Source organism: Thermodesulfovibrio sp. TK110 (genome assembly GCF_054658355.1).
The window spans coordinates 821,003-842,471 of the sequence record NZ_BAAHNB010000001.1 but is presented as its reverse complement, the minus strand read 5'-3'; the positions used below and the strand labels follow the sequence as shown (position 1 = coordinate 842,471).

Here is a 21,469-nt window from a genome sequence, read left to right as displayed (position 1 = left end):
CAAAGAAGGCTTTTTTTGAAAAGGATGATTAATCTTATATTTTTAGCTTTGGGATTTTTATTTGTAATTACTGGTTTAATATTTTTAACACCTAAAAAACCAAAAAACAAACCCTATAAATTTTTTGAGCTCTCAGAGGACAAAATTCCAAAAGAAGGTGTAAAAAAAGTTGATGTAGCCATTGAAGAAGAAAAGTCCATGAAAATATTTCTTATAAATCAAAAAAATTCAATTATTGCTCTTTCACCTGTATGCACCCATTTAGGCTGTTTTGTAAACTTTGATAGGACCCTAAATGAATTCATATGTCCATGTCATGGTGGCAGATATGACATAGAGGGAAGGGTAATTGGTGGTCCTCCGAAAGAGGCTCTTCATAGGCTTCCTGTTAAGATGAAAAATGGCAGAATTTTTATAGGAATAAAAATATGAAACTCATTGATTGGTTTCTTGATAGATTCAGATTAAAATCAGCTCATAGAGGAATTTTTGAAAGAGAAATACCTGAGGGAATTACCTATTTTTACTGTTTTGGTGGAATTGCCTTTACAGCATTTTTAATATGTCTGGTCTCTGGGCTCTTTCTATCATTTTATTATATCCCCTCTGAAAAAGAAGCTTACTTAAGTATTCAAAAAATTCATGAAGAAGTATATCTTGGAAAACTATTGCGTGGAATTCACAAATGGGCTGCCAATGTGCTAATTGTGAGCATTATAATTCACTCTATAAGAGTTTTTATTACCAGAAGTTACAGACCTCCACGGGAATTAAACTGGATTGTTGGAGTGATTATATTCGTAATTGTTATGTTTGAAGGCTTTACAGGTTATCTTCTTCCATGGGATCAGAAAGCTTACTGGGCAACTGTTGTGGGAACAAATATCATAGGAAGCCTACCTGTAGTAGGTGAAACTCTTTTGTTGATTGTAAGAGGTGGATATGAGGTAACAGGAATTACTCTTTCAAGGTTTTACAGTTTCCATGTGCTATGGTTTCCAATGATTATAATTCTTCTTTTATGGGCACATTTTCACATGATTAAAAAACTTGGTATATCAAGACCCCTATGAAAAAGAAATTTTATCCTGATTATCTTATTGAAATTTTATTTTTTGCAATCATTACCTTTGAAATAATTCTTGTACTGGCTTTTCTTTTTCCTCCTGTTATTGGAAGAAAGATTGACTTCACAGCAGCCTATCAACCTCGTCCTGAGTGGTATTATCTATGGCTATTTTATCTGTTAAGATTTTTCTCAACAGACACAGTTTTCATCGGTGGATTTTTAGTTCCCTTTATATTAGTAATCTTTCTACTTTGTATTCCATGGCTTGATAAAAAATTTGGCTGGACATTTACAGCAATTATAGGACTAATCTTTCTGTTTCTATTTGTTGTAACCACAATAATTGAAGCTTTATCATGATAGCCCATAGGGGTATAAAAATTTTTATTGATTTTACTTCTCATTTTCTTTAAAATAAAAATAACAAAATTACAAAAATGGAGGGGTATATGGAAGAAAGCAGGATTAAAAATTTTCCCATTTCATTTTTTGCGGTAATCATGGGACTTACAGGGCTTGCAATTGCTTACATGAGATTATCCTTTATCGGTGATTTTTTAAAAAATTCTGGGATTGTTCTTACCTATTTCTGTACTTCTTTGTTTTTTCTGCTTTTGATAGTTTATTTAATCAAGTTATTTAAATATCCGACAGATGTAAAAAAAGAGTTTCATCATCCTGTGAAATCAAGTTTTTTCCCCACAATTTCCATCTCTCTTTTGTTGTTATCGGTTGCCTATGGAGAAATTAATGACAGTTTCGCTCTTTTATTATGGATTGCAGGAAGCATTCTGCATTTTCTGTTGCTTGTGAGAACTCTTACTTTATGGATAAATAAGGAGTTCAAAGTAGAGATGATAAATCCAGCATGGTTTATACCAGTAGTTGGAGCTATAATAATTCCCATTCAGGGAATTAATTATTCCATTGAACTTTCATGGTTTTTCTTTAGTATTGGTCTCTTATTCTGGGTTTCTTTATTTACCATAGTATTTTATAGATTTATTTTTCACAATCCATTGCCAGACAGACTCTACCCTACCATTTTTATACTCATTGCACCTCCTGCAGTTGGGTTCATCTCCTATACGAAAATTACTGCTCACATTGATACACTAGGTAATCTTCTATTTTATTTTGCTCTTTTCATGTTTATTGTGCTTGTTGCTTTAATAAAAAAATTTTTCAATTTAAAGTTTTACATATCCTGGTGGGCATATACATTTCCCCTTGATGCTATCACCATAGCAGTTGCCTTAAGATATAAAATAACCCATCTTCCCGTGTATGAATTTTTAAGTTATTTCTTTGTAATCATAACCACTGTAGTGATCAGTTTTGTTCTTTTCAAAACAATAATTGCTGTTACTAAGAAACAGATATGCGTGGAAGAATAAAGTAAATCATTGCTTAATCCCTTTGAGTAAGCTTCAACACTGTTATTGCACGCCTGAGAAAGTTTGGCTCTCAATTAGCAGTAGTTTCATTCCGATAGACCATGTTCCAAGCGGTAGCGAGAAATCTACCGAAGCAATCTGCCCAGCCAGTGTCATCCCTGTTTCCCGAGTTTTGCAGTGTCTCCTTCATAGTGAAAGTGGAGGGAATTTCTTGCTTTGCTTGGAATGACAAGGAAAGGGTTCGGAAATGATATTTTCTTTCAGCAATTTCAAGAAAAAAATCTCTTGACAAAATTTTTAAAAGTAGATAAAATTAGTCAACAATAAATTAAAGGAGGGAGGTATGGATACGGTATTATTAAGCAGGCTTCAGTTTGCTATAACTGCAGCCTTCCATTTTATCTTTGTTCCTCTTACACTCGGGCTTTCAGTTCTTGTGGCGTATATGGAAAGCAGGTATGTGGCAACAGGTGATAGGGATTATTTAAGGATGGCAAAGTTCTGGGGAAAGCTTTTCTTAATTAATTTTGCACTGGGAGTTGTTACGGGAATTACGCTAGAATTTCAATTTGGGATGAACTGGGCTGAGTATTCCCGTTATGTGGGAGATATTTTTGGAGCTCCTCTTGCAATTGAAGCAACACTGGCATTCTTCCTTGAGTCAACATTTATTGGTGTGTGGATTTTCGGATGGAATAGAATTTCTCCAAAATTACATGCTCTCTCCATATGGCTTGTAGCACTGGCAACAAATCTTTCTGCTTTGTGGATTTTAATTGCCAATGGATGGATGCAGCATCCTGTTGGTTATGTCTTAAAAAATGGAAGAGCAGAGATGGTTGATTTCTGGGCAGTTGTAACAAATCCTTATGGACTACTTAAATTTGCCCACACAGTGCTCTCTGGCTGGGTTGTTGCAGGATTTTTTGTTTTAGGGATTTCTGCTTACCATCTTTTAAGAAAAAATGAAACTGAATTTTTTAAGAAAGCTCTAAAAATTGGAGCAACCTTTGCACTTTTGAGCTCAATTCTTGTTGCTGCAGTGGGTGATTTCCATGCAAAAGAAGTATCTCGTACTCAACCAACAAAGCTTGCAGCAATGGAATCTCTATGGGAAACCAAAAAAGATGCACCCATGTATTTACTTCTTGTGCCAGACCCTAAGAATGAAAGAAACTCTGTTGAGGCAATTGGAATACCTTCTCTGTTAAGTATTCTTGCAGGACAGAAGGAACTAAAGGGATTGAAGGAGTTTCCACCTTCTGAAAGACCTCCTGTAACTATTACATTTCTTAGCTTCAGACTTATGGTTGGACTTGGTTTTCTCTTTATAATACTTGCTCTGTGGACATTGATTAAATTTAAAACCATTGAGAATTCCACAACGCTTTTAAGAATCCTTTTATGGTCAATTCCTCTACCCTATATTGCGGGACAGCTTGGATGGATTGTCGCAGAAGTAGGAAGGCAGCCATGGATTGTTTATGGATTGCTTAAAACTGCTGATGCTGTATCAAAGGCAGTTGAGCCTGCTCAGGTAGTGGCTTCTTTAGCAGGATTTACACTCTTTTATGGTGCTCTTGGAATAATTGATATTTACCTTCTTGCAAAATATGCAAGAAAAGGTCCTGAACCAAAGGAGGTGTAGTTATGGAGTTTCAAACTATATGGTTTATTTTATGGGGCTTACTATGGGCAGTTTATTTTGCCCTTGATGGATTTGACCTTGGTGCTGGCATTCTTTATCCCTTCATTGCAAAGAATGAAATTGATAAAAAAGCAGTGCTTCATGCAATCGGACCTGTATGGAATGGAAATGAAGTATGGCTCATTACAGCTGGTGGTGCTACCTTTGCTGCTTTTCCTACTACCTATGCCTACATGTTCAGTTATCTGTATACCCCGCTTCTGATAATACTTTTTGCACTCATATTCAGGGGAGTGGCTGTGGAATTAAGAGGTAAAGCCACTTCTGAGAGTATGAAAAAATTCTGGGATTTCTGGGTATTTGTGGGAAGTTTTATTCCTGCCCTGCTTTTTGGAGTTGCCTTCGGAAACATATTTATGGGACTTCCATTTGATGACTCTGGATATTATGGAAACCTTTTCAGCCTTCTTAATCCTTACGGCTTAGTTGTTGGCTTGTTGTTTTTATTTACTTTTATAGTGCATGGAGGATTATGGACCTCACTTAGAGTACCCGATACACTGGCTGAAAAAGCTGTGTTAAAGGCTAAAAAATTCTGGTATTTGCAGGCTATATGTGCAGTGCTCTTTTTGATTTTAACAGCGGTTTTTACAAATCTTTACGATAACTTTCTCAAATTCCCTTTATGGTTTGCTGTTCCTGTAGTTGCTGTGGTCTGTCTTCTTGCAACAGGCTTTTATCTTGTGAAAAATAAAAGGGGTATGGCTTTTATCTCATCTATTTTATTTATCATAACTCTGGTATTCAGTGGAGTCATTGGACTTTATCCAAATCTCATTCCATCATCCATTGATCCTAAATACAGCCTTACAATATTTAACTCCTCATCAAGCCCATATACTCTTAAAGTTATGACAATTGTGGTAATAATCTTTGTTCCTATTGTACTCTTTTATCAGGCATGGACATATAAAACATTCATGTATAAAATTACAGAAAAAGAGCTTAAGGAGGAAGGCTATTAAGGGACTTCAGATTACAAGAGAAACAGACTATGCAATAAGAACTGTACTTTATCTTTCAAGGAAAGCTGGCTATACTGCAAAGGCTGAGGAGATTTCAACGGAGATGCAGATTCCAAAAAGTTTTCTCATGAAAATACTGAAACAGCTTGAAAACTACGGGATTCTTTCACTTAAAAGAGGGGTGAGTGGAGGAGTAACATTAAAAAAGAAGCCTGAAGAGATAACCCTTTATGATGTAATTGTGGCAATGGAGAAGACAGTAGCACTTAATAGATGCGTGGTTAGTAAAAAAATATGTGGATTTTCTTCACGCTGTCCTGTTCATCCAGTATGGTTCAGGATAAGAGATAGATTAATTCAAGCATTGAAAGAGATTAATTTTTCAGGATTACTGAGTGAGGGAGTTGCTTAGCCGGCTCCCTCAAACAGATTAAACCATTCTTTAAAAATTTTTACCTTTTCCTCACCATATCTTGAAAGGTCTTTTATTATTTCCTCCACAGTTCTTACTCTTACAGAACCGTCAGGCTCTTTTGAGAAAAACTTATCTGCGTAGGCAATTATTTTCTCCTCCATGCTAATGGGTAACATATCTCGCTGAGGCAGAGGAAGTTTGTTTTTTATTATTTCTTCCTTTGTTATGCCAACTCCTGTATGTCTTTCACAGACAAGTGCATGAAAAGGAAAACCTTCTTTTTCAAGTAGTTCCCGTCCAAGATATCCATGGGCAATATAGGGAAATCTGCCATAACAGTCAAGTCTTGGAGTGTTTGTCATAAAAATTCCGATATCATGAAGCATTGCTGTTTCATAGATAAACTTTCTGTCCACATCAAATTTTTCTGCGATTTTTAAAGCTTTTTCTGCAACTGATTGAGAGTGATTTATAAGAATTTTATATGCCATACTCTGAGGATTGTAATATTTTTTTATGATTTCAAAGGGATCCATGAAATCATTATATCACAGAGTTTTTCTTTTTAGTAGCCGGTAAAATTTTAAGAAAGATTATTCCTCCTACCAGACATACTAAAGAATAGAATTCAAGCACTCTCCTAACTCCAAATTTTTCAACTAAGGCTCCAACAAGAAGGTTACCTAATGGTGTAAATCCGAGAAAAACAAAGGCAAAAAAGCTCATTACTCTTCCTCTAAGTCTTTGCTCTGTTTGGTGTTGAATAAAACTGTTGCTTACAGTAAAGAAATTAACAAAGGCAACACCAAGTAAAAATGCAAATCCCATTGTTAAATAAATATTTTGAGAAAAGGCAATTCCAGAAAGTCCGATTGGAAATAATAAAGAAGCTCTAAAAATATGATTTACTTTTTCCTCTATATCTCTTTTTAAAGCTATGAAAATACCTGAAAGAAGTGAACCAATTCCAACGGAGGAAACAATCATACTAAATCCTTTTGCATTCACCTTTAATATCTCTCCAGCTATTATCGGAAGAATTGTCATAAAAGAAACTCCGAATAATGTAAAAACTCCCACAGAGCAAATTATATTTAAAATTTGCTTGTTTTTAAGAATAAATTGCAACCCCTCTTTTAAGCTTTCTTTAAAAGACACATAGCTTGAGGAAGTTGAAAGATTTAATTTAATGCTAAAAAGAATAAAAATAAGTGGCAGAAAGCTTAAGGCATTGATATAAAAACACATATAAAAATTTAAGTGAGTTACAATAAATCCTGCAAGCATTGGTCCAACGATTCTTGCAATATTGAAAGATATTGATTGCATTGCTATAGCAGAAGTAATCATTTCCTGATACACTATTTCAGTTATAAAAGCCTGTCTTGCTGGCATATCAAAAGCTGTAGCTATTCCGAGAACAAAAGAAGCTACAGCAATATGCCAGATATTTATGAGGTTTAAATGAATTAAAACTCCAATTACTAAAGCAGGTAAAGCTGAGAAAATCTGAGTTGCAATTAAGATGTTTCTTCTTGGATATCTATCAGCTATCACACCTCCGAATAAACTAAAAAGTAGAGTGGGGAATGAAGCAAGAAAGGAAATCAACCCAAGATAAAAGGCAGATTTTGTAAGAATATAAACAAGCCAACTCTGTGCTATCTGCTGCATCCATGTGCCACTTAGAGATATGATCTGACCTATCCAGTAGGCTCTGAATTCTTTAATTTTCAAAGGATGGGACATTTTTTATTATATCATTAAAGAACCTCTTCGGTGCCTTTAGAAAGGCTTACCGAAGAAGTTCTTTAACGGATAAGTTTACTTAAGCAAAGCTTCTATATTCTGTTGGGTTCCGTATGGATCTTTGAATTCCTGCTCTGGTTTGAAATTAAGTTTCTTTTCACCACGATTATTCAGATACTTTTTGAGTTCAAGATCAATATTAACAGGAACCTGAACCTGTGCCTTTGCAAGCATTGTTCTTAAAACTGCCTCAGATTTGGATGCATAAGAGACAGCATCACCAAGGATTCTCATGGCTTCAGTTGGATTATGGAATCCAATGGAATTTTCAGCACCTATAAATATTACCCTGTATAGAGCTTCAAGATATAAATCCTTTGCTTTGTTGTAAAGACTCTGGTCAAACTGTTTTCCGCTTTCCTGAGCTTTATTTGCTATTTCAAACAACTTTGCAGTAACTGCTGTTTGATATCCTGCTCTGAGAAGTAAACTCATTGTTCTGTCCTGTATAGTCAGCACTCTCTGTTTTAGCCATTCAGGAGTTTCTCCATGACATTGCAGACATGCCTTCATGTCAGACTTTAGCGGGCTCATAATTCTGTGCTCAGAAACTTTAAAGCCTCCCATTTTTTTATAGGGCATGTGGCAGTCTGCGCAGGATACACCAGCATTCCAGTGTGTTGAATTGTTTGAGAAAAACTCAAACTCAGGATGTCTTATATAGGCAAGTTTAAATCCTGTTACTGCCTGTTTCCACTCTGCATAGGAGGGATCACTTTTTAAAACTTTTATTATGTTTTCAATACTAATACCACCGAGTTTGCTTCCCTGCCAGGGGAAGAAAAGTCCAGTAGGTTTCATGTCTTTATCTCTTGGAACAACATAGGTTACATGACACTGGGCACATATTATGCTTCTCATCTGCTGATGAGGAATATTGTTAGTATCAACTCCCATTGTCTGAAGAGCTTTAACAAGAGTAAATCCTCTTCTTATCTGTAATGAAGCATCCTTTGGATTATGGCAATCAATACAGGAGTCTCCGAGCCTTCTATGTTTTTCTGGAATCCAGCTCCATACTTCTTTGTAAGGTCTGTTATAGTAGGCAATACCATATTTTGCCTCAAGCTCAGGTGCATAAGATGTTTTGCAAGTAAGGCAAACACCGCCTGGTTTAAGTCTTGAAGGGTCTATTTCAAGCTGATCAATAACTCTGTAAAAGTGAGACCTCGGTTCATTATATTCAATTCCAAATCCCCATCCATTGTAAAGCAATGCCATAAAAGGATACTCCGAGAGTTTATCGTAGATAACCTTATCTGTATCCCATCCCCTTTTGTATTTACTTTTTCCAGCTGGTGTTGGTTCCTTTGATTGCTTATACATCTCATAGTGGATTGGGTAAACTTTTCCCCATACTTCAGGATCAATTTCATTCTCTGATAAAGCCGTGGCTTTAAATTCCCTGGGCTTTTCTGGTGCGCAAGCAAAAACAAAAAGAGTAAAAAGTAAGATTACAATCAAAAATAAACTACATCGTTTCATAAAAAACACCTCCTTTAGATTGTTTCTCTTAATCCTGCCTGCTTATGTGATATTCTTTTATGACAATCCCAGCATCTTCTGTCAGCAATTGTGATTCGTGAAACCATACCTTCATGACATCTGATGCAGTTTTTTTGAATTGTATTTTTTGCATGAGCTGAAGCTTTAATTGGATCAGGAACATTTCCTGAATGAAAGGCTATCAGATCTTTGCTACCATCAACTGTTTTCCATAAATAAAAGCTTGCTTTTGAATCATTGGGAAGATGACAGTCAACACATTTAAGAGAATTGTGAACTCCACCTTTCATTAAACTTAAATATTGGGATTCCATAACATGGCAACTGGCACAGTACTCAGGAGTATTTGTTTTAGCAAGAATTTTAGGAGATAGAAGAGCTACCATAAACCACAGAAGCACTAAAGCAACTCCGTAAATTCCGTATCTTTTCAACTTATTCTTCATAACCACCTCCTTTCTTTGTTTGATTAAATTATATCAAAATTATATTTAAAACGTATATCAAGCACTTTCTCTTCCATGACTTAAGAAATGGTTACGCAAGCCAGTTTGTAATGAATGGATTGGATCTGAAAACTGTGCAGGAACTACCTGGACACAAAAGCTTAACCATGACCCTAAGATATGCTCATCTAAGCCAGTTTATAAGAAAGAGACTGTTAAACAGCTGGAAAAACTACCTTGTGACAATTTCATTACAATTTTACTACAGTCAAGGTAAGTGAGTCTCACAAATCCTTGAAAATAAAGTGGAGGTGAAGGGATTCGAACCCACGACCTCCTGCGTGCAAAGCAGGCGCTCTCCCAACTGAGCTACACCCCCACATTATTAATGGGCCTAGTTGGAATCGAACCAACCACCTCACCCTTATCAGGGGTGCGCTCTAACCGAGCTGAGCTATAGGCCCATTAATAATTTAAATTAACCTAAAATATTATATTTTGTCAATCCAACTATTTCTTAATGCCTTTGCCCATGCCTTCTGGTTCACCTTTTTCTACAGGCTCGCCAGCTTTTTTCCATGCCTCAAATCCACCTTTCAAATTATACACATTCTTATAACCAAGCTTTTTCAAATCGCATGTTACTATTGAGCCTCTGCCTCCTGTTTTGCAATAAATAAGATATGTTTTCTCTTTATCTGGCAACCATGTAAAAGCCTGAAAATCCATTAATCCTCTTGGAGCCCAGATAGCACCCGGGATGTGTTCTGCCACATATTCAGTATATTCCCTGACATCAACAATAACTGCACCTTTTTTAATAAGTTCTTTTGCTCCATTAATATCAACTACATTAATGCCACATTGCTGCGCTTCCTTCACTCTTTCATCGCTAAGAGGAGTGACAGCCCATGTAAAATTGACAAGAATTAAAAGCAAAATTCCTGCAATAAGAAGACCTGAAATGGGTATTCTCTTTTTACATCCTGAATCACATAGAGGACTCAAATACCTCTTCATTTTTAAACCTCCCTAATCAGTTTTTTATCCTGCAAAGCAGGAATACTCTATAGGAGTATATACCAAATTAATTATTTATGTCAATGGAAAAGCCATTTATACCCATATGACTTTTATATGTTAAAATTAATTGCAATGAGTTTTAAACTTGGTAGAATCAGCGATTTAGCCTCTCCTTTCACTGTTATAATTTTTTTTCTTCAATTTTTAGTCATCGTTGGATATTTTGGGTATGACTACTATATGGATTCTTCAGAAAGCTGTATTCAATGCCATGGTTCAAAAGAAAAAATGGCTGAATCTGGATATCCACAGTTTTATGTAACTCTAACAGATGTCCGAAAACAGACAGGACACAGGAATGTTTTTTGCAGGGACTGTCATCTTGGTAATGGCAGAGCAAAGGATAAAGATGAAGCCCACAAAGGCATGCTTAAGCCAATTTATGTGAAGGATTCAATGGATATTGTAGATAGAAAAATGCTTTATAAGGAAAACGATTTGGCATTGAATAGATTGATTCCACAGGGGAAAGACAAACTCTTTGATATGCTTCCAAAAATAAAGGAAGACAGTGAACTTCATCTACACCCAGAAGTAAGAAATATACTCTGGCATGACAGAAACCCTGAAAGTTTTAATTTTGACCCTGAAATAGCAAAGAAAACATGTGGAAAAAAAGGATGTCATGCTGAAGAATTAAGACAATTCAGAACAACAGTAATGGCTATAAATTTCAGGCAGAGGACAATGATTAGCTGGTTGGAGCCATATGGTCCTCATAATTGTGGTCCTTCTTTCGCAGATGTTGCACCAGAGGAAGTTTTAAAAAAAGCAGGATTTGATTTTACAAATACTGAAAGGATTAGAAAAGAAATGAATATTCCTTTTACTAATGAACAGGCAATGAGAAGGCAGAAGATGTGCAATATCTGTCATGCAGGCTGTCTTGACTGTCATTATGCACCAAGTCGCGAAAGAGGTTCTCATGCATTTTTAAAACTGCCAGATTCTTATAGCTGTATGGGAAGAGGAAGAGGTAATTCAGTATGTCACACTGGCTCTGCTCAATCAAGAAGAGGTGAAACTTATATCGGTGGTTTTTACTCGATTCCGCAAGGAAGAAGTGCTGATATCCATTTCAAAAAAAGCATTCACTGTGTGGATTGCCATCAAACAGGTAGGAAAGGAATGGGAGACATGACTCGTAAAGCAAGCTGTCAGGATTGTCATGTGGAAATTGAAAGAGCACATGCAAAATCCATTCATAAAAATCTTACCTGCGCAGCCTGTCATGTAACAGAAGCTGGTGGATATCAGATAACAATATGGGGTAGGGGGTATATAGGAGATAAACTAACACCATTTAAAAAATATTCACTGTATTATGGAGTTCAGAAACCGTTAATTCTTATGAAAGATCAAAAGGGAGTATGGTTCCCTGTTAAGATATTTCCACACATTGTTGGCAATATTAAAGAAGATGTTTCATCTTCAGGACTTCGCTATAGATGGAATAATGGTGAAACAAAAGATATGTATTACATTGTTGGAACATTTGACAATCTTCCTTCTGCAAACAAGCACTTACTATGGTTTCAGATTGAAGAGGTTGCACATCCTTTTGGAAAAGCAAGGAATTGTAAAAGCTGTCACAGCGGAAGGCAGATTTCTGTATCCACATGGCAGTATGAAGATACTCAGGGTGCTGAGCCTTTCAAAGGAGGATATACAATTGTTGCAGATGAGAAAGGTTTAAAAATAAAAGATTTCTGGCACAGTAAAATAAATATTTTACCAGGATTTGAATTAACAGATTTTGCCTCATGGATTTATTTCACTGATAAGTGGTTCATTCCGGGAGATTTTTCAATAAAGGTTAACAGGAATAAATACAACTCATATTTAAAACTTTATGAAACTAAACTGAAAGGCATTAGAAAGCTTGAGAAAAAAATTAAAGATGAAAAGGAAAGAAAAAAATTTAAGGAATTAAAAGGGATTTTAATACATAATCCTGAACTAAATCTTCATTTAAAGTATAATTAAATAGAGTTCAGGAGAATACCTGAACTGGGTCCCCAAAAAATCTACGATTTTTTGGGGTGCCCCATCTGATTATATAAAATTTAAATTGAATTAACTTGTAGATTCTGAAGGGGCTAAAAGACTATTAACTTTCTTCATTAATCTTGATATTTTTCTTGATGCTGTGTTTTTATGGATAATGCCTTTTGAAGCAGCTTTACTAATAATTTTTGTTGCTTCTTTTAGTACTGATTGAATTGTATCTTTATTGTTTTGTCTAATTGCTTCCTCAACCTTTTTAATAGAGGTTTTAATTTTTGTTCTCCAGGCTTGATTTCTTAATCTTCTTTTTTCATTCTGTCTTATTCTTTTTAATACTGATTTACTTCTTTTTTTAATCGTTGATCTCTTGGTTGCCAATTTCCCCTCCTGTATAAGTATTAATTTTCTAAATTAGCACAGATTCCATAAATCTTTCAATATCTGTTAAAATTATTTCATGCTAAAATTTGGAATATCACCCTGTCCAAATGATACATTCATATTTTTTGGAATAATTGAAAAAAAAGTAAATACTCATGGAGTTAATTTTGATTTTGTCATTGAAGATGTTGAAACTTTAAATTCCTTATGCCTTAAAAAAGCTCTTGATATTTCAAAAGTTTCATCCCATGCTTTTTATTATCTTCAAAAAGACTACGAACTTCTTTCCTCAGGTGGAGCTTTATCAGAGTATGGTCCTGTAGTGATTACAAAAGATTTAGAAAAACTTAAAAATCTCTCAACTGTTAAAATTGCTCTGCCTGGAAGACTCACAACAGCCTCTGCTCTAATGTGGTTTTACTGGCAGAAAAATTTCCCTGAGAAAAACTACTCATTAGAATTTATGCCTTTTTATGAAATCATCAATAAAGTGGCTGATGAAAAAGCAGACCTGGGAGTTTTAATTCATGAAGGAAGATTTATATATTCTTTGAAAGAACTCCAGTTAGTTGCGGATCTCGGAGATCTCTGGAGGAAAGAGACATCTTTACCTATTCCTCTTGGTTGCATTATATCCAGAAAATCATTGAAGATAAAAGAAACTCTTGAAAAAATCATTAAAGAAAGCCTTGAGTATGCTTATTCTCATCCAGAAAAAGCTCTTAAATTCGTAAAAAAATATTCCCAGGAAGTTGATGAAAATATTATAAAACTTCATATTCAAACCTATGTAAATGAATTTAGTTTTAACATGGGACAAAAAGGCATACAAGCAATAAATGAGCTGATAAGAAGAATAAAGGACAGCAGAGTATGGTCATAGATGAATTTACCAGAGAAGCAAGAATTGCTTATTTTTCAATGGAAATTGGAATAAGACCAGAGATGCACACTTATAGCGGTGGGCTTGGTATCTTAGCAGGCGATACTTTGAAATCAGCTGCTGACTTGAGAATTCCCATGATTGGTATTACATTAATTCATAAAATGGGATATTTTAAACAGGAGATTGATTTCTTTGGAAGGCAGATTGAGCATCCTGACCCATGGGAAATTGAAAAATATCTGACCAAACTTGATGTAATGGTTACAGTAACAATAGAAAATAAACCAGTTTATGTAACCGCCTGGCTTTATGTTATAGAAAGTGGAACAGGTGGAAAAGTTCCTGTGCTTTTTCTTGATACAGATATCCCTGAAAATGAACCCGAGCACAGAACTCTCACCCATTATCTTTACGGAGGAGACTTAGAATATCGCCTTAAACAGGAGATTGTTCTTGGCATAGGAGGAATAAGAATTCTTAATGAGCTTGGTTTTGAAATTAGAAAATATCACATGAATGAAGGTCACTCAAGCTTCCTTACTCTGGAACTTCTTCAGAGATTTAAAAAACCCATTGAAGAAGTATGGTCTGATGAGCTTGTATGGGATATTGAAAAAGTTAAAGATTTATGCGTTTTTACAACTCACACTCCAGTTGCTGCAGGGCATGATAGATTTCCCTATGAAGTTGTTCAAAAAATAATGGGAGAGGTAGTTCCATTATGGCTTTTAAAAAAGCTTGCTGGAGATGGAATGCTAAATATGACTTTGCTTGGATTCAACTTAAGTGAGTTTATAAATGGAGTTTCCAAAAAACATGAAGAGGTCTCAGAGAAGATGTTTCCTGGTTATGAAATCCATGCAATAACTAATGGAGTGCACTCTTACACATGGGTGTCAGAGCCATTTAAAACACTTTATAATAAATATCTTCCAGGATGGGCAAATGAACCTGAAATATTTGTAAGAGCCTGGAGAATTCCTGAAGAAGAACTCTGGCATGCCCATATGGAAGCAAAAAAAAATCTAATTGACTATGTAAATAGGCTCACAGGCGCAAATTTAAACTATGATACCTTTACAATAGGATTTGCAAGAAGAGCAACGCCTTATAAAAGAGCAGACCTATTGATTTCAGACCCTCAGAGACTTGCAATGATTGGAGAAGGAAGAATTCAAATTATATATGCTGGTAAAGCTCATCCAAGAGATGAAGGAGGGAAAAAGCTTATTCAGAGAATCTTTGAAGTAAAAGAGAGAATAAAAGACAAGGTCAAAATAGTTTATTTACCAAACTATGATATGGCAATGGCAATGAAACTTGTTTCAGGAGTTGATATATGGCTTAATAATCCTCAAAAGCCCTATGAGGCATCAGGCACATCGGGAATGAAGGCAGCACATAATGGTGTTCCCAATTTGAGCGTTCTTGACGGATGGTGGATTGAAGGATGGATTGAAGGTTATACTGGGTGGGCTATTGGAACTCTTGAGGAAAGTTCAGATCCTAAAAGAGATGCAGAAGACTTATATCACAAACTGGCAAATGAGATTTTACCTTTATTCTATGAAAACAGGCATATCTGGATAAAGATAATGAAAAACGCAATAGCTTTGAATGCTTATTATTTCAATACTCACAGAATGGTCAGATTTTATGTGACTGAAGCTTATATAAGATAGTGTTTATCCAAAATACCAATTAAGAAGCCTTTCACCAAAAAATAAACATATTAATGCACCCAGGGAAAGGAATGGTCCAAATGGAATTTTTCTATTTCCTGTTTTTTTCAAAATTAAAATACCAATTATTGAACCTGCAAGGCTTCCAATAAAAATTGTAAGCAATGCTGATTTCCATCCAAGAAATGCTCCCACTGCAGCATTTAGTTTCACATCTCCTCCACCCATCCCTCCTTTGCTTATAAGAGAAACGATTAAAAGACTTCCTCCTCCAACAACTATACCAATCAGGGAATCTTTAATGCCCTGAGCTAAGTTTAATGAATTGTGGGAAGGGCACCCCAAAAAATCAACGATTTTTTGGGGACCCGAGAAGAAAGATAAAATAATACCAAGAAAAATCAGAGGAATTGAAATCTGATCAGGAATAATTTGAAAATCAAGGTCAATAAAGGAGATAACTATAAGAGCTGAGATGAAAATTAAAACAAAAGGCAAAAATAGCAAGCTGAAATTTAAATATGCTAAAACATAAAGAATACCATTCAATAATTCAACAACTGGATATCTTAAAGAAATTTTTGTTCCACAGTATGCGCATTTACCTTTAAGAAACAGAAAACTTAAAACAGGAATATTATGCCAGGGTTTAATTGAATTACCACAGGAAGGGCAGTATGAAGCAGGTTTAATTATTGATAATTTTCTTGGTATTCTATAAATGCATACATTGAGAAAGGAGCCTACAATAAGACCCACAATAAATATTAGAATTTCCACCTGCTAAAAGCCTCAAGTTCGCTTAATTTTCTCTTTTTATCCTCTATCTGAGCTTCAATTTCTCTTATCTGTCTTATCAGAGTTGATATTTTTTCATTTTCTTTTAGACTAAAATTACCACCCCATGAATTATATACTTCTTTGCCGATAGATTTAAGAAAGGCATCTCTTTTTATGTTCAACTTATTTATCTCGCTGATGAGTTTCAAAACATTCAGTTCAATCTTTACTCTTTCAGAAAGAACCTCTGCCCAGAACTTGAATGTTTTAACTCCCTGTAAAAAATCTCTTTTGATGATTTCAAGCATTTTTATCCAACCTGATCAAGATGCCTTATTTTAAACTTAACACCTATGGAATTTGCAATTTCCTCACATTTTTTTATATCCACTTCCTTAACATCAACAACTGTTACCTGCACATAGGGAACAAATTCTTTAGCATCTTTTATAAATTCAATAACAGCATCATAAGCATCAGGATTTGAAGGATTACATATTTTTTTATAAGTTTCTTTGTCCTGTGCATTGAGACTTATGGAAATTGAATCAATAAGTCCTGCAAGTTCCGGAAGAATTTTTCTTCCGTGAATTAAATTACCCTGTCCATTTGTATTTATTCTCACTCTGCCACCATGCTCTTTTATCCATCTTGCAACTTCTTTAATAAGAGAAAGTCTCAAAAATGGCTCACCGTATCCACAAAAAACAATTTCTTTATAATTCTTAGGATCTCCTATTGCTTTAATAAGCTCAGATGATGAAGGCTCTTTTTCAAGTCTTAAATTGTGTCCTTTTACATAGTCAGTATGAAATCTCACGCAAAATCTGCATATATTTGTACACCTGTTTGTTATGTTTAGATAAAGAGTATCTCTTATTTTGTAGGCAATTTCGCCTTTTGGAAGGTCTCCAATGTGAAAAAGTTTGTTCACATTTACAGTTGTTATTCTGTCAATGTCTTCAATGCTTACTCCTCTTAATTCTGCTAGAGCCTTTGCTGTATAAATTAAAAAAGCAGGTTCATTTCTTTTCCCTCGCATTGGTTCAGGAGCAAGATAGGGTGCATCTGTTTCAATCATTAAGTAATCATCAGGTACAAACTGAGCAATCTCTTTAATCTTTTTTGCATTTTTAAATGTAACAACTCCAGAGATTGATATAAAAAATCCCATTTCAATAGCTCTTTTTGCCTGAGAAATACTTCCACTGAAACAATGCATAACTGCTTTACTAATGCCTGCCTCTTTCAAAATTTTTACAGTATCATCAAAGGCTTCTCTTGAATGGATAATTACAGGCAGTCCAACATCTTTTGCAAGCTCAAGCTGACTGAGAAACGCAGACTTTTGAGTCTGTTTTGAAGAATGCTCATAGTGATAATCAAGACCTATTTCTCCTATGGCAATAACCTTTGGATGTCTGCTCAGTTCAAAGATATTTTTTAAGATTTTATCATCAAGTTCCTTTGCCTCATGAGGATGAATTCCCACTGCTGCGTAAACCATAGGATACTGCTCTGCAATTTTTACAGTTTCATCAAGACTTTCAACATCTGAGGCAACAGTGATGATTCTGTTAACACCTGCATCATAGGCACGCTGAATTATCTCAGGTATTTCTTCTTTGAACATCTCAAGATGGCAGTGGCTGTCAATCATGCTCCGAACTTCCTCAACCTCAAAGTATTTGCAAGAACCAGAGGCATAATTGCCGTAGCTGGAATTATTCCAAGCTCGCCTTTAAGACATTCTCTTTCTGTAAAGGCGTTAACCAATCCTCCAAGAACATATGGAGAATTTATTAAAAGAGGAACAGGATGCCAGCTGTGAGCCTTAAGCAGAGCTGGAGTGCTGTGATCCCCTGTTATAACCAGTGTATCGGGATTTAATGAGAGAATTTCAGGAAGGAAACTATCAAACTCTTCAATTTTCTTTACTTTACCTTCAAAGTTTCCGTCTTCACCAAAAGAATCAACTTTTTTAATATGAACAAAGAGAAAATCGTAATCTTTATAAACTTTTTTTAATAGTTCAACCTCTTCCTTAATGTCACCCTCTACAGGAATGGTTTCCATTCCAAGAAGTCTTGTAATTCCACGATACATAGGATATACTGCTATGGAGCATGATTTAAGTCCGTATTTTTCTTCAAAAGAAGGAATATGGGGAAGAGCAGAAAAACCTCTCAGCAAAACATAGTTTGCTCTTTCTTCATTCTTTAAAATTTCTTCTGCCTTTACAATAAATTTCTTTGCAACCTCTGCCACTTTTCTTGATTCTTCATTTAAAGGTATGGGTTGTCCCGGTGGCTTTCCTTCTTTTTGTGGATCTGTATCCATAACCTGTGCTTCCTTTTCAGTAATATTTTCTGGAAAACGCAATACAAGACAAAATCTGTGTTCCTTCCCTGGTTTTAAAATAATCTTTACGCCGTCAATTTCTTTTATCTGATTTGATAATCTTTCAGTGAGCTCTACATTTTTTTCTGTGGGAATTCTTCCTGCTCTTCTGTCAGTAATTATACCGTTTTTAATAGTAGCATAATTACATCTTAAAGCAACATCAGTTTTTTTAAGTTCTATACCAACTCCCACTGCTTCAAGAACACCTCTTCCAATCTCATATTGAAGGGGATCATATCCAAAAACTCCAAGATGGCCTGGCCCGCTTCCAGGAGTTATTCCATGAGCTACAGGAATGTGAAGTCCGCAGGCTGAGACTCTGGAAAGAGCATCAAGATTTGGTTTCACTGCCGCCTCAAGCTCTGTTTTTCCATTTACAGGAAGCCCTCCAACTCCGTCAAGGATTATAAAAACTATTTTCGTGTTATTTCTTTGAACTAAAGAGGATATATCCATAAAGCACCTCTCAAAATCAGGATAACTGATAATAACACAAAGAAAACATCATTGACAAATTAAGCTTTTCTAAGGATAAAATAAAACTTATGCAAATTATTGATTTTCATACTCATGCATTTCCTGAAGAAATAGCAGAAAGAGCAATAAAGAAACTGGAAGAAAACAGTCAGGTCAAAGCCTGTCTTAGTGGAACACTGGATGATCTTCTTCGTTCAATGGATAAAAATGGTGTGACAAAATCTGTGCTATGTAATATTGCTACAAGACCAGAACAGTTTAACTCAATTCTTAAATGGAGTGATAAAATTCGCTCTGATAGAATTATTCCTCTACCATCTGTTCATCCTGAGGATAAAGAGATTAAAGAACATGTTAAGCTAATCAAAAAAGAAGGCTTTTATGGAATAAAAATGCATCCTTTTTATCAGAATTTTGCCATTGATGATGAAAAAGTTTATACCCTTTATGAGGCATTGATTGAAAACGATTTATTGATTGTAATGCATTGCGGTTATGACATAGCCTTTCCCGAGTGGGATATTGCTTCTTCTGAAAGAATAATGAATTTGATAAACAGGTTTCCTGAACTTAAGTTTATTGCCACTCACTTTGGAGCATGGAAACAGTGGGATGATGTTGAAAGGTTAATGATTGGAAAACCAATATATATGGAAATATCCTTTTGTTTTGGATGGATGCCTGATGAAAAAATAAAGGAACTTATTCTTAAACATCCTTCAGATTATATTCTTTTTGGTACAGATTCTCCATGGGCAGACCAGGGCAAAGAAATAGAAAATCTTCAAAAACTTGGTCTTGCTCAGGAAATTTTAGAAAAAATTTTTCATCTTAATGCGGAAAATCTGCTCAGATGATTGTAAGACTCCCTAAGGCTTTTATTTCGGGTTTAAAAGACTTTTATAAAGATGAAGGAATTTTTCTGAGTTCTTCCCTTGCCTTTTTTTCAATTCTATCAATCATTCCTTTAAGTATGTTTGTTGTCAATGTTCTGGTTAATGTATTGCAGGAAGAAAGAGTTATAAAATTTGTATATTCAAAGTTAATTACATTTTTTCCTGCGATAGAATTACATATGATTAAGGAGTTGAGAAAAATTTTAGCTTCAAAAGAGGTTAGCAGTGTTTCTCTTATTCTTTATGGTGTCTTCTCTTTACAGCTTTTCACAGCAATTGAGTTTTCTCTAAATAAAATTTTTAAAACTCTAAAGAAAAGACATTTCATAATCTCTCTTTTAATCTCTTTTTTTATAATTCTTCTTATAACACTCACTGTAGCAGCTTCATTTGTCCTTACCTACCTTATAAGATTTCTTCATCCTGTGGTGTTTTCTGAATTAAATATCATGCTTGTTTTTTTCTTGAAATACCTTCTTCCTTTTGTGTTAATCTTTGTTATAGTTACATTGCTCTACAAAATTTTACCGAGCAAAAAAATTAAGCTTGGTTCAATTTTAACAGGAGCTGCAGTTACCACAGTATTAATAGAGATTGCTAAACATGTTTTTGCATTTTATGTAGTAAAAATAATTAAAATAAGTACACTCTATGGCTCTGTATCCACTTTTTTGGCTCTTCTCATGTGGCTGTTTTATGGATGGGCAGTTTTTCTTTATGGAGCAGAGTTAATAAAAAATATAGAAAAGAAATGAAAACAGTTTTAACAATAGGAGCAACTGATCCCACATCTGGAGCAGGTATTCAGATGGATTTAAAAGTTTTTCATTCACTTGATATTTATGGATTAAGCATTATAACTGCTGTTACTGCACAGAGCACATCAGAGTTTGTTTTAACCTATCCTTTGCCAGTAGAAATAATAGAAGCTCAATTTGAAACTCTTCTCAAAGATATAAAACCATATGGAGCAAAAACAGGAATGCTTTACAGTAGAGAAACTATACAGTGTATTGTTGAAAAAATTAAAAAATTTAATATAAAAAATCTTGTAGTTGACCCTATAATTACCTCTACGCTGGGAGCTAAATTAATAGAGCCAGAAGCATTGGAAATTCTCAAAGAAGAGCTTATTCCTCTTTCAATGGCTGTTACAGCAAACATTCCAGAGGCAGAAGCACTCACAGAACTAAAGATTGAAAAAATTGATGATGCTTTTGAGGCTTTACAAAAACTCCATAAAATGGGAACAAGCATTGCAATAATTAAAGGAGGACATTGGGGCACCCCAAAAAGTCGTAGACTTTTTGGGGACCCGCTTAAAGAAAAGGCAGTTGATATGCTTTATGATGGAAAAAATTTTCATAAAATAGAAGATGAAAAATACCCTGGCGAGTTTCATGGAACTGGATGTGCTTTTTCATCAGCTTTTATTTCATTTTTGTGTCTTGGATATGAGCCAAAGGAGGCTTTTAATGCTACAAAAAAATTTATTAAAAACTCTATTTTAAATGCCTTAAAATTAGGCAGAGGCATGAATTTATTAAAAATATAAGGAG

Annotated in this window: 24 protein-coding genes and 2 tRNA genes; 14 read left to right on the top strand and 12 right to left on the bottom strand. The window is 34.9% G+C overall.

Translation table 11 applies throughout. The features are described from left to right. The first annotated feature begins 24 nt into the window (after positions 1–24). The 7 genes from ACYQ3X_RS04420 to ACYQ3X_RS04390 all read left to right on the top strand — a co-directional run bounded on the left by ACYQ3X_RS04420 (position 25) and on the right by ACYQ3X_RS04390 (position 5,551). Positions 25–432 (top strand): QcrA and Rieske domain-containing protein, encoded by a 408-nt coding sequence (locus ACYQ3X_RS04420; protein ID WP_460181690.1) that lies wholly within the window; start codon positions 25–27, stop codon positions 430–432. Next, a complete protein-coding gene (locus ACYQ3X_RS04415; protein ID WP_460180611.1) occupies positions 429–1,073 on the top strand; it encodes a cytochrome b N-terminal domain-containing protein in 645 nt (214 codons plus the stop codon). Before ACYQ3X_RS04420 ends, ACYQ3X_RS04415 begins: the two co-directional genes overlap by 4 nt. After that, positions 1,070–1,429, top strand: a complete 360-nt coding sequence (locus tag ACYQ3X_RS04410; RefSeq protein WP_460180610.1) for a hypothetical protein — start codon at positions 1,070–1,072, stop codon at positions 1,427–1,429. Before ACYQ3X_RS04415 ends, ACYQ3X_RS04410 begins: the two co-directional genes overlap by 4 nt. 89 nt (positions 1,430–1,518) lie before the next feature. Further along, positions 1,519–2,466, top strand: coding sequence for an SLAC1 anion channel family protein (locus ACYQ3X_RS04405; RefSeq protein ID WP_460180609.1), 948 nt, complete (start codon positions 1,519–1,521; stop codon positions 2,464–2,466). Positions 2,467–2,809: 343 nt separating this feature from the next. Continuing rightward, a complete protein-coding gene (locus ACYQ3X_RS04400) occupies positions 2,810–4,114 on the top strand; it encodes a cytochrome ubiquinol oxidase subunit I (protein ID WP_460180608.1) in 1,305 nt (434 codons plus the stop codon). Between the two features lie 2 nt (positions 4,115–4,116). Continuing rightward, positions 4,117–5,139 carry a cytochrome d ubiquinol oxidase subunit II gene (gene cydB / locus ACYQ3X_RS04395; protein ID WP_460180607.1) on the top strand — a complete coding sequence of 341 codons (1,023 nt, stop codon included), beginning with the start codon at positions 4,117–4,119 and terminating at the stop codon, positions 5,137–5,139. Beyond that, positions 5,057–5,551 carry an RrF2 family transcriptional regulator gene (locus ACYQ3X_RS04390; RefSeq protein WP_460180606.1) on the top strand — a complete coding sequence of 165 codons (495 nt, stop codon included), beginning with the start codon at positions 5,057–5,059 and terminating at the stop codon, positions 5,549–5,551. The genes cydB and ACYQ3X_RS04390 overlap by 83 nt, the downstream gene beginning before the upstream one ends. Here the strand turns inward: ACYQ3X_RS04390 and ACYQ3X_RS04385 are convergent. The 4 genes from ACYQ3X_RS04385 to nrfH all read right to left on the bottom strand — a co-directional run bounded on the left by ACYQ3X_RS04385 (position 5,548) and on the right by nrfH (position 9,315). Continuing rightward, the gene (locus tag ACYQ3X_RS04385; RefSeq protein ID WP_460180605.1) at positions 5,548–6,090 is read right to left on the bottom strand and encodes an HD domain-containing protein; all 543 of its coding nucleotides are present in this window, start codon (positions 6,088–6,090) and stop codon (positions 5,548–5,550) included. The two genes, ACYQ3X_RS04390 and ACYQ3X_RS04385, sit on opposite strands and share 4 nt — an antisense overlap. 7 nt (positions 6,091–6,097) lie before the next feature. Next, entirely contained in the window at positions 6,098–7,303 is a 1,206-nt protein-coding gene (locus ACYQ3X_RS04380) for an MFS transporter (RefSeq protein ID WP_460180604.1), read from the bottom strand. Positions 7,304–7,378: 75 nt separating this feature from the next. Beyond that, positions 7,379–8,848: an ammonia-forming cytochrome c nitrite reductase subunit c552 gene (locus tag ACYQ3X_RS04375; protein WP_460180603.1), complete on the bottom strand. Its 1,470-nt coding sequence runs from the start codon at positions 8,846–8,848 to the stop codon at positions 7,379–7,381. 14 nt (positions 8,849–8,862) lie between these two features. Next, positions 8,863–9,315, bottom strand: a complete 453-nt coding sequence (gene nrfH, locus ACYQ3X_RS04370; protein ID WP_460180602.1) for a cytochrome c nitrite reductase small subunit — start codon at positions 9,313–9,315, stop codon at positions 8,863–8,865. Between the two features lie 32 nt (positions 9,316–9,347). Between nrfH and ACYQ3X_RS04365 the strand changes: the two genes are divergently transcribed. Next, entirely contained in the window at positions 9,348–9,596 is a 249-nt protein-coding gene (locus tag ACYQ3X_RS04365; protein WP_460181689.1) for a tyrosine-type recombinase/integrase, read from the top strand. A gap of 25 nt (positions 9,597–9,621) precedes the next feature. Here ACYQ3X_RS04365 and ACYQ3X_RS04360 read toward each other — a convergent pair. From ACYQ3X_RS04360 to ACYQ3X_RS04350, 3 genes are all read right to left on the bottom strand, one after another. Then, positions 9,622–9,694: transfer RNA gene (locus ACYQ3X_RS04360), tRNA-Ala, on the bottom strand. A gap of 10 nt (positions 9,695–9,704) precedes the next feature. Next, positions 9,705–9,779: transfer RNA gene (locus ACYQ3X_RS04355), tRNA-Ile, on the bottom strand. Between the two features lie 46 nt (positions 9,780–9,825). After that, a complete protein-coding gene (locus ACYQ3X_RS04350; protein WP_460180601.1) occupies positions 9,826–10,335 on the bottom strand; it encodes a rhodanese-like domain-containing protein in 510 nt (169 codons plus the stop codon). A gap of 117 nt (positions 10,336–10,452) precedes the next feature. Here ACYQ3X_RS04350 and ACYQ3X_RS04345 point away from each other — a divergent pair, with 117 nt between their 5' ends. After that, a complete protein-coding gene (locus tag ACYQ3X_RS04345; protein WP_460180600.1) occupies positions 10,453–12,384 on the top strand; it encodes a cytochrome c3 family protein in 1,932 nt (643 codons plus the stop codon). A gap of 90 nt (positions 12,385–12,474) precedes the next feature. Here the strand turns inward: ACYQ3X_RS04345 and rpsT are convergent, their stop codons facing one another. Further along, on the bottom strand, positions 12,475–12,783 hold the full coding sequence (gene rpsT, locus ACYQ3X_RS04340) for a 30S ribosomal protein S20 (RefSeq protein ID WP_460180599.1): 309 nt from the start codon (positions 12,781–12,783) through the stop codon (positions 12,475–12,477). A gap of 79 nt (positions 12,784–12,862) precedes the next feature. On the opposite strand from rpsT, the gene ACYQ3X_RS04335 reads away from it, so the two are divergent. Then, positions 12,863–13,669 carry a 1,4-dihydroxy-6-naphthoate synthase gene (locus tag ACYQ3X_RS04335; RefSeq protein ID WP_460180598.1) on the top strand — a complete coding sequence of 269 codons (807 nt, stop codon included), beginning with the start codon at positions 12,863–12,865 and terminating at the stop codon, positions 13,667–13,669. Then, on the top strand, positions 13,660–15,354 hold the full coding sequence (glgP, locus tag ACYQ3X_RS04330) for an alpha-glucan family phosphorylase (protein ID WP_460180597.1): 1,695 nt from the start codon (positions 13,660–13,662) through the stop codon (positions 15,352–15,354). Before ACYQ3X_RS04335 ends, glgP begins: the two co-directional genes overlap by 10 nt. Before the next feature lie 3 nt (positions 15,355–15,357). Here the strand turns inward: glgP and ACYQ3X_RS04325 are convergent, their stop codons facing one another. From ACYQ3X_RS04325 to ACYQ3X_RS04310, 4 genes are read right to left on the bottom strand one after another with little or no spacing between them, the layout of a single operon-like run. After that, the gene (locus tag ACYQ3X_RS04325; protein ID WP_460180596.1) at positions 15,358–16,134 is read right to left on the bottom strand and encodes a prepilin peptidase; all 777 of its coding nucleotides are present in this window, start codon (positions 16,132–16,134) and stop codon (positions 15,358–15,360) included. Further along, positions 16,122–16,442 carry a hypothetical protein gene (locus ACYQ3X_RS04320; protein WP_460180595.1) on the bottom strand — a complete coding sequence of 107 codons (321 nt, stop codon included), beginning with the start codon at positions 16,440–16,442 and terminating at the stop codon, positions 16,122–16,124. The genes ACYQ3X_RS04325 and ACYQ3X_RS04320 overlap by 13 nt, the downstream gene beginning before the upstream one ends. 2 nt (positions 16,443–16,444) lie before the next feature. Then, positions 16,445–17,794, bottom strand: a complete 1,350-nt coding sequence (locus ACYQ3X_RS04315; RefSeq protein WP_460180594.1) for a TatD family hydrolase — start codon at positions 17,792–17,794, stop codon at positions 16,445–16,447. Continuing rightward, a complete protein-coding gene (locus ACYQ3X_RS04310; RefSeq protein WP_460180593.1) occupies positions 17,791–18,993 on the bottom strand; it encodes a 2,3-bisphosphoglycerate-independent phosphoglycerate mutase in 1,203 nt (400 codons plus the stop codon). Before ACYQ3X_RS04310 ends, ACYQ3X_RS04315 begins: the two co-directional genes overlap by 4 nt. Before the next feature lie 89 nt (positions 18,994–19,082). On the opposite strand from ACYQ3X_RS04310, the gene ACYQ3X_RS04305 reads away from it, so the two are divergent. The 3 genes from ACYQ3X_RS04305 to thiD are packed head-to-tail and all read left to right on the top strand — an operon-like array spanning position 19,083 to position 21,465. After that, positions 19,083–19,871 (top strand): amidohydrolase family protein, encoded by a 789-nt coding sequence (locus ACYQ3X_RS04305; protein ID WP_460180592.1) that lies wholly within the window; start codon positions 19,083–19,085, stop codon positions 19,869–19,871. Beyond that, complete coding sequence (locus tag ACYQ3X_RS04300) at positions 19,868–20,665, top strand: YihY/virulence factor BrkB family protein (protein WP_460180591.1); 798 nt, start codon at positions 19,868–19,870, stop codon at positions 20,663–20,665. Before ACYQ3X_RS04305 ends, ACYQ3X_RS04300 begins: the two co-directional genes overlap by 4 nt. Beyond that, on the top strand, positions 20,662–21,465 hold the full coding sequence (gene thiD, locus ACYQ3X_RS04295) for a bifunctional hydroxymethylpyrimidine kinase/phosphomethylpyrimidine kinase (protein ID WP_460180590.1): 804 nt from the start codon (positions 20,662–20,664) through the stop codon (positions 21,463–21,465). Before ACYQ3X_RS04300 ends, thiD begins: the two co-directional genes overlap by 4 nt. Positions 21,466–21,469: the final 4 nt, after the last annotated feature.

What these genes read in the sequence shown, in the direction of transcription:
- nrfH (WP_460180602.1), bottom strand. Translation starts at nt 9,315, where the DNA reads ATGAAGAATAAGTTGAAAAGATACGGAATTTACGGAGTTGCTTTAGTG.
- ACYQ3X_RS04410 (WP_460180610.1), top strand. Translation starts at nt 1,070, where the DNA reads ATGAAAAAGAAATTTTATCCTGATTATCTTATTGAAATTTTATTTTTT.
- ACYQ3X_RS04300 (WP_460180591.1), top strand. Translation starts at nt 19,868, where the DNA reads ATGATTGTAAGACTCCCTAAGGCTTTTATTTCGGGTTTAAAAGACTTT.
- cydB (WP_460180607.1), top strand. Translation starts at nt 4,117, where the DNA reads ATGGAGTTTCAAACTATATGGTTTATTTTATGGGGCTTACTATGGGCA.
- ACYQ3X_RS04375 (WP_460180603.1), bottom strand. Translation starts at nt 8,848, where the DNA reads ATGAAACGATGTAGTTTATTTTTGATTGTAATCTTACTTTTTACTCTT.
- ACYQ3X_RS04320 (WP_460180595.1), bottom strand. Translation starts at nt 16,442, where the DNA reads ATGCTTGAAATCATCAAAAGAGATTTTTTACAGGGAGTTAAAACATTC.
- ACYQ3X_RS04405 (WP_460180609.1), top strand. Translation starts at nt 1,519, where the DNA reads ATGGAAGAAAGCAGGATTAAAAATTTTCCCATTTCATTTTTTGCGGTA.
- glgP (WP_460180597.1), top strand. Translation starts at nt 13,660, where the DNA reads ATGGTCATAGATGAATTTACCAGAGAAGCAAGAATTGCTTATTTTTCA.
- ACYQ3X_RS04310 (WP_460180593.1), bottom strand. Translation starts at nt 18,993, where the DNA reads ATGGATATATCCTCTTTAGTTCAAAGAAATAACACGAAAATAGTTTTT.
- ACYQ3X_RS04415 (WP_460180611.1), top strand. Translation starts at nt 429, where the DNA reads ATGAAACTCATTGATTGGTTTCTTGATAGATTCAGATTAAAATCAGCT.
- ACYQ3X_RS04335 (WP_460180598.1), top strand. Translation starts at nt 12,863, where the DNA reads ATGCTAAAATTTGGAATATCACCCTGTCCAAATGATACATTCATATTT.
- ACYQ3X_RS04345 (WP_460180600.1), top strand. Translation starts at nt 10,453, where the DNA reads ATGTTAAAATTAATTGCAATGAGTTTTAAACTTGGTAGAATCAGCGAT.
- thiD (WP_460180590.1), top strand. Translation starts at nt 20,662, where the DNA reads ATGAAAACAGTTTTAACAATAGGAGCAACTGATCCCACATCTGGAGCA.
- ACYQ3X_RS04380 (WP_460180604.1), bottom strand. Translation starts at nt 7,303, where the DNA reads ATGTCCCATCCTTTGAAAATTAAAGAATTCAGAGCCTACTGGATAGGT.
- ACYQ3X_RS04400 (WP_460180608.1), top strand. Translation starts at nt 2,810, where the DNA reads ATGGATACGGTATTATTAAGCAGGCTTCAGTTTGCTATAACTGCAGCC.
- ACYQ3X_RS04385 (WP_460180605.1), bottom strand. Translation starts at nt 6,090, where the DNA reads ATGGATCCCTTTGAAATCATAAAAAAATATTACAATCCTCAGAGTATG.
- ACYQ3X_RS04350 (WP_460180601.1), bottom strand. Translation starts at nt 10,335, where the DNA reads ATGAAGAGGTATTTGAGTCCTCTATGTGATTCAGGATGTAAAAAGAGA.
- ACYQ3X_RS04305 (WP_460180592.1), top strand. Translation starts at nt 19,083, where the DNA reads ATGCAAATTATTGATTTTCATACTCATGCATTTCCTGAAGAAATAGCA.
- ACYQ3X_RS04420 (WP_460181690.1), top strand. Translation starts at nt 25, where the DNA reads ATGATTAATCTTATATTTTTAGCTTTGGGATTTTTATTTGTAATTACT.
- ACYQ3X_RS04315 (WP_460180594.1), bottom strand. Translation starts at nt 17,794, where the DNA reads ATGATTGACAGCCACTGCCATCTTGAGATGTTCAAAGAAGAAATACCT.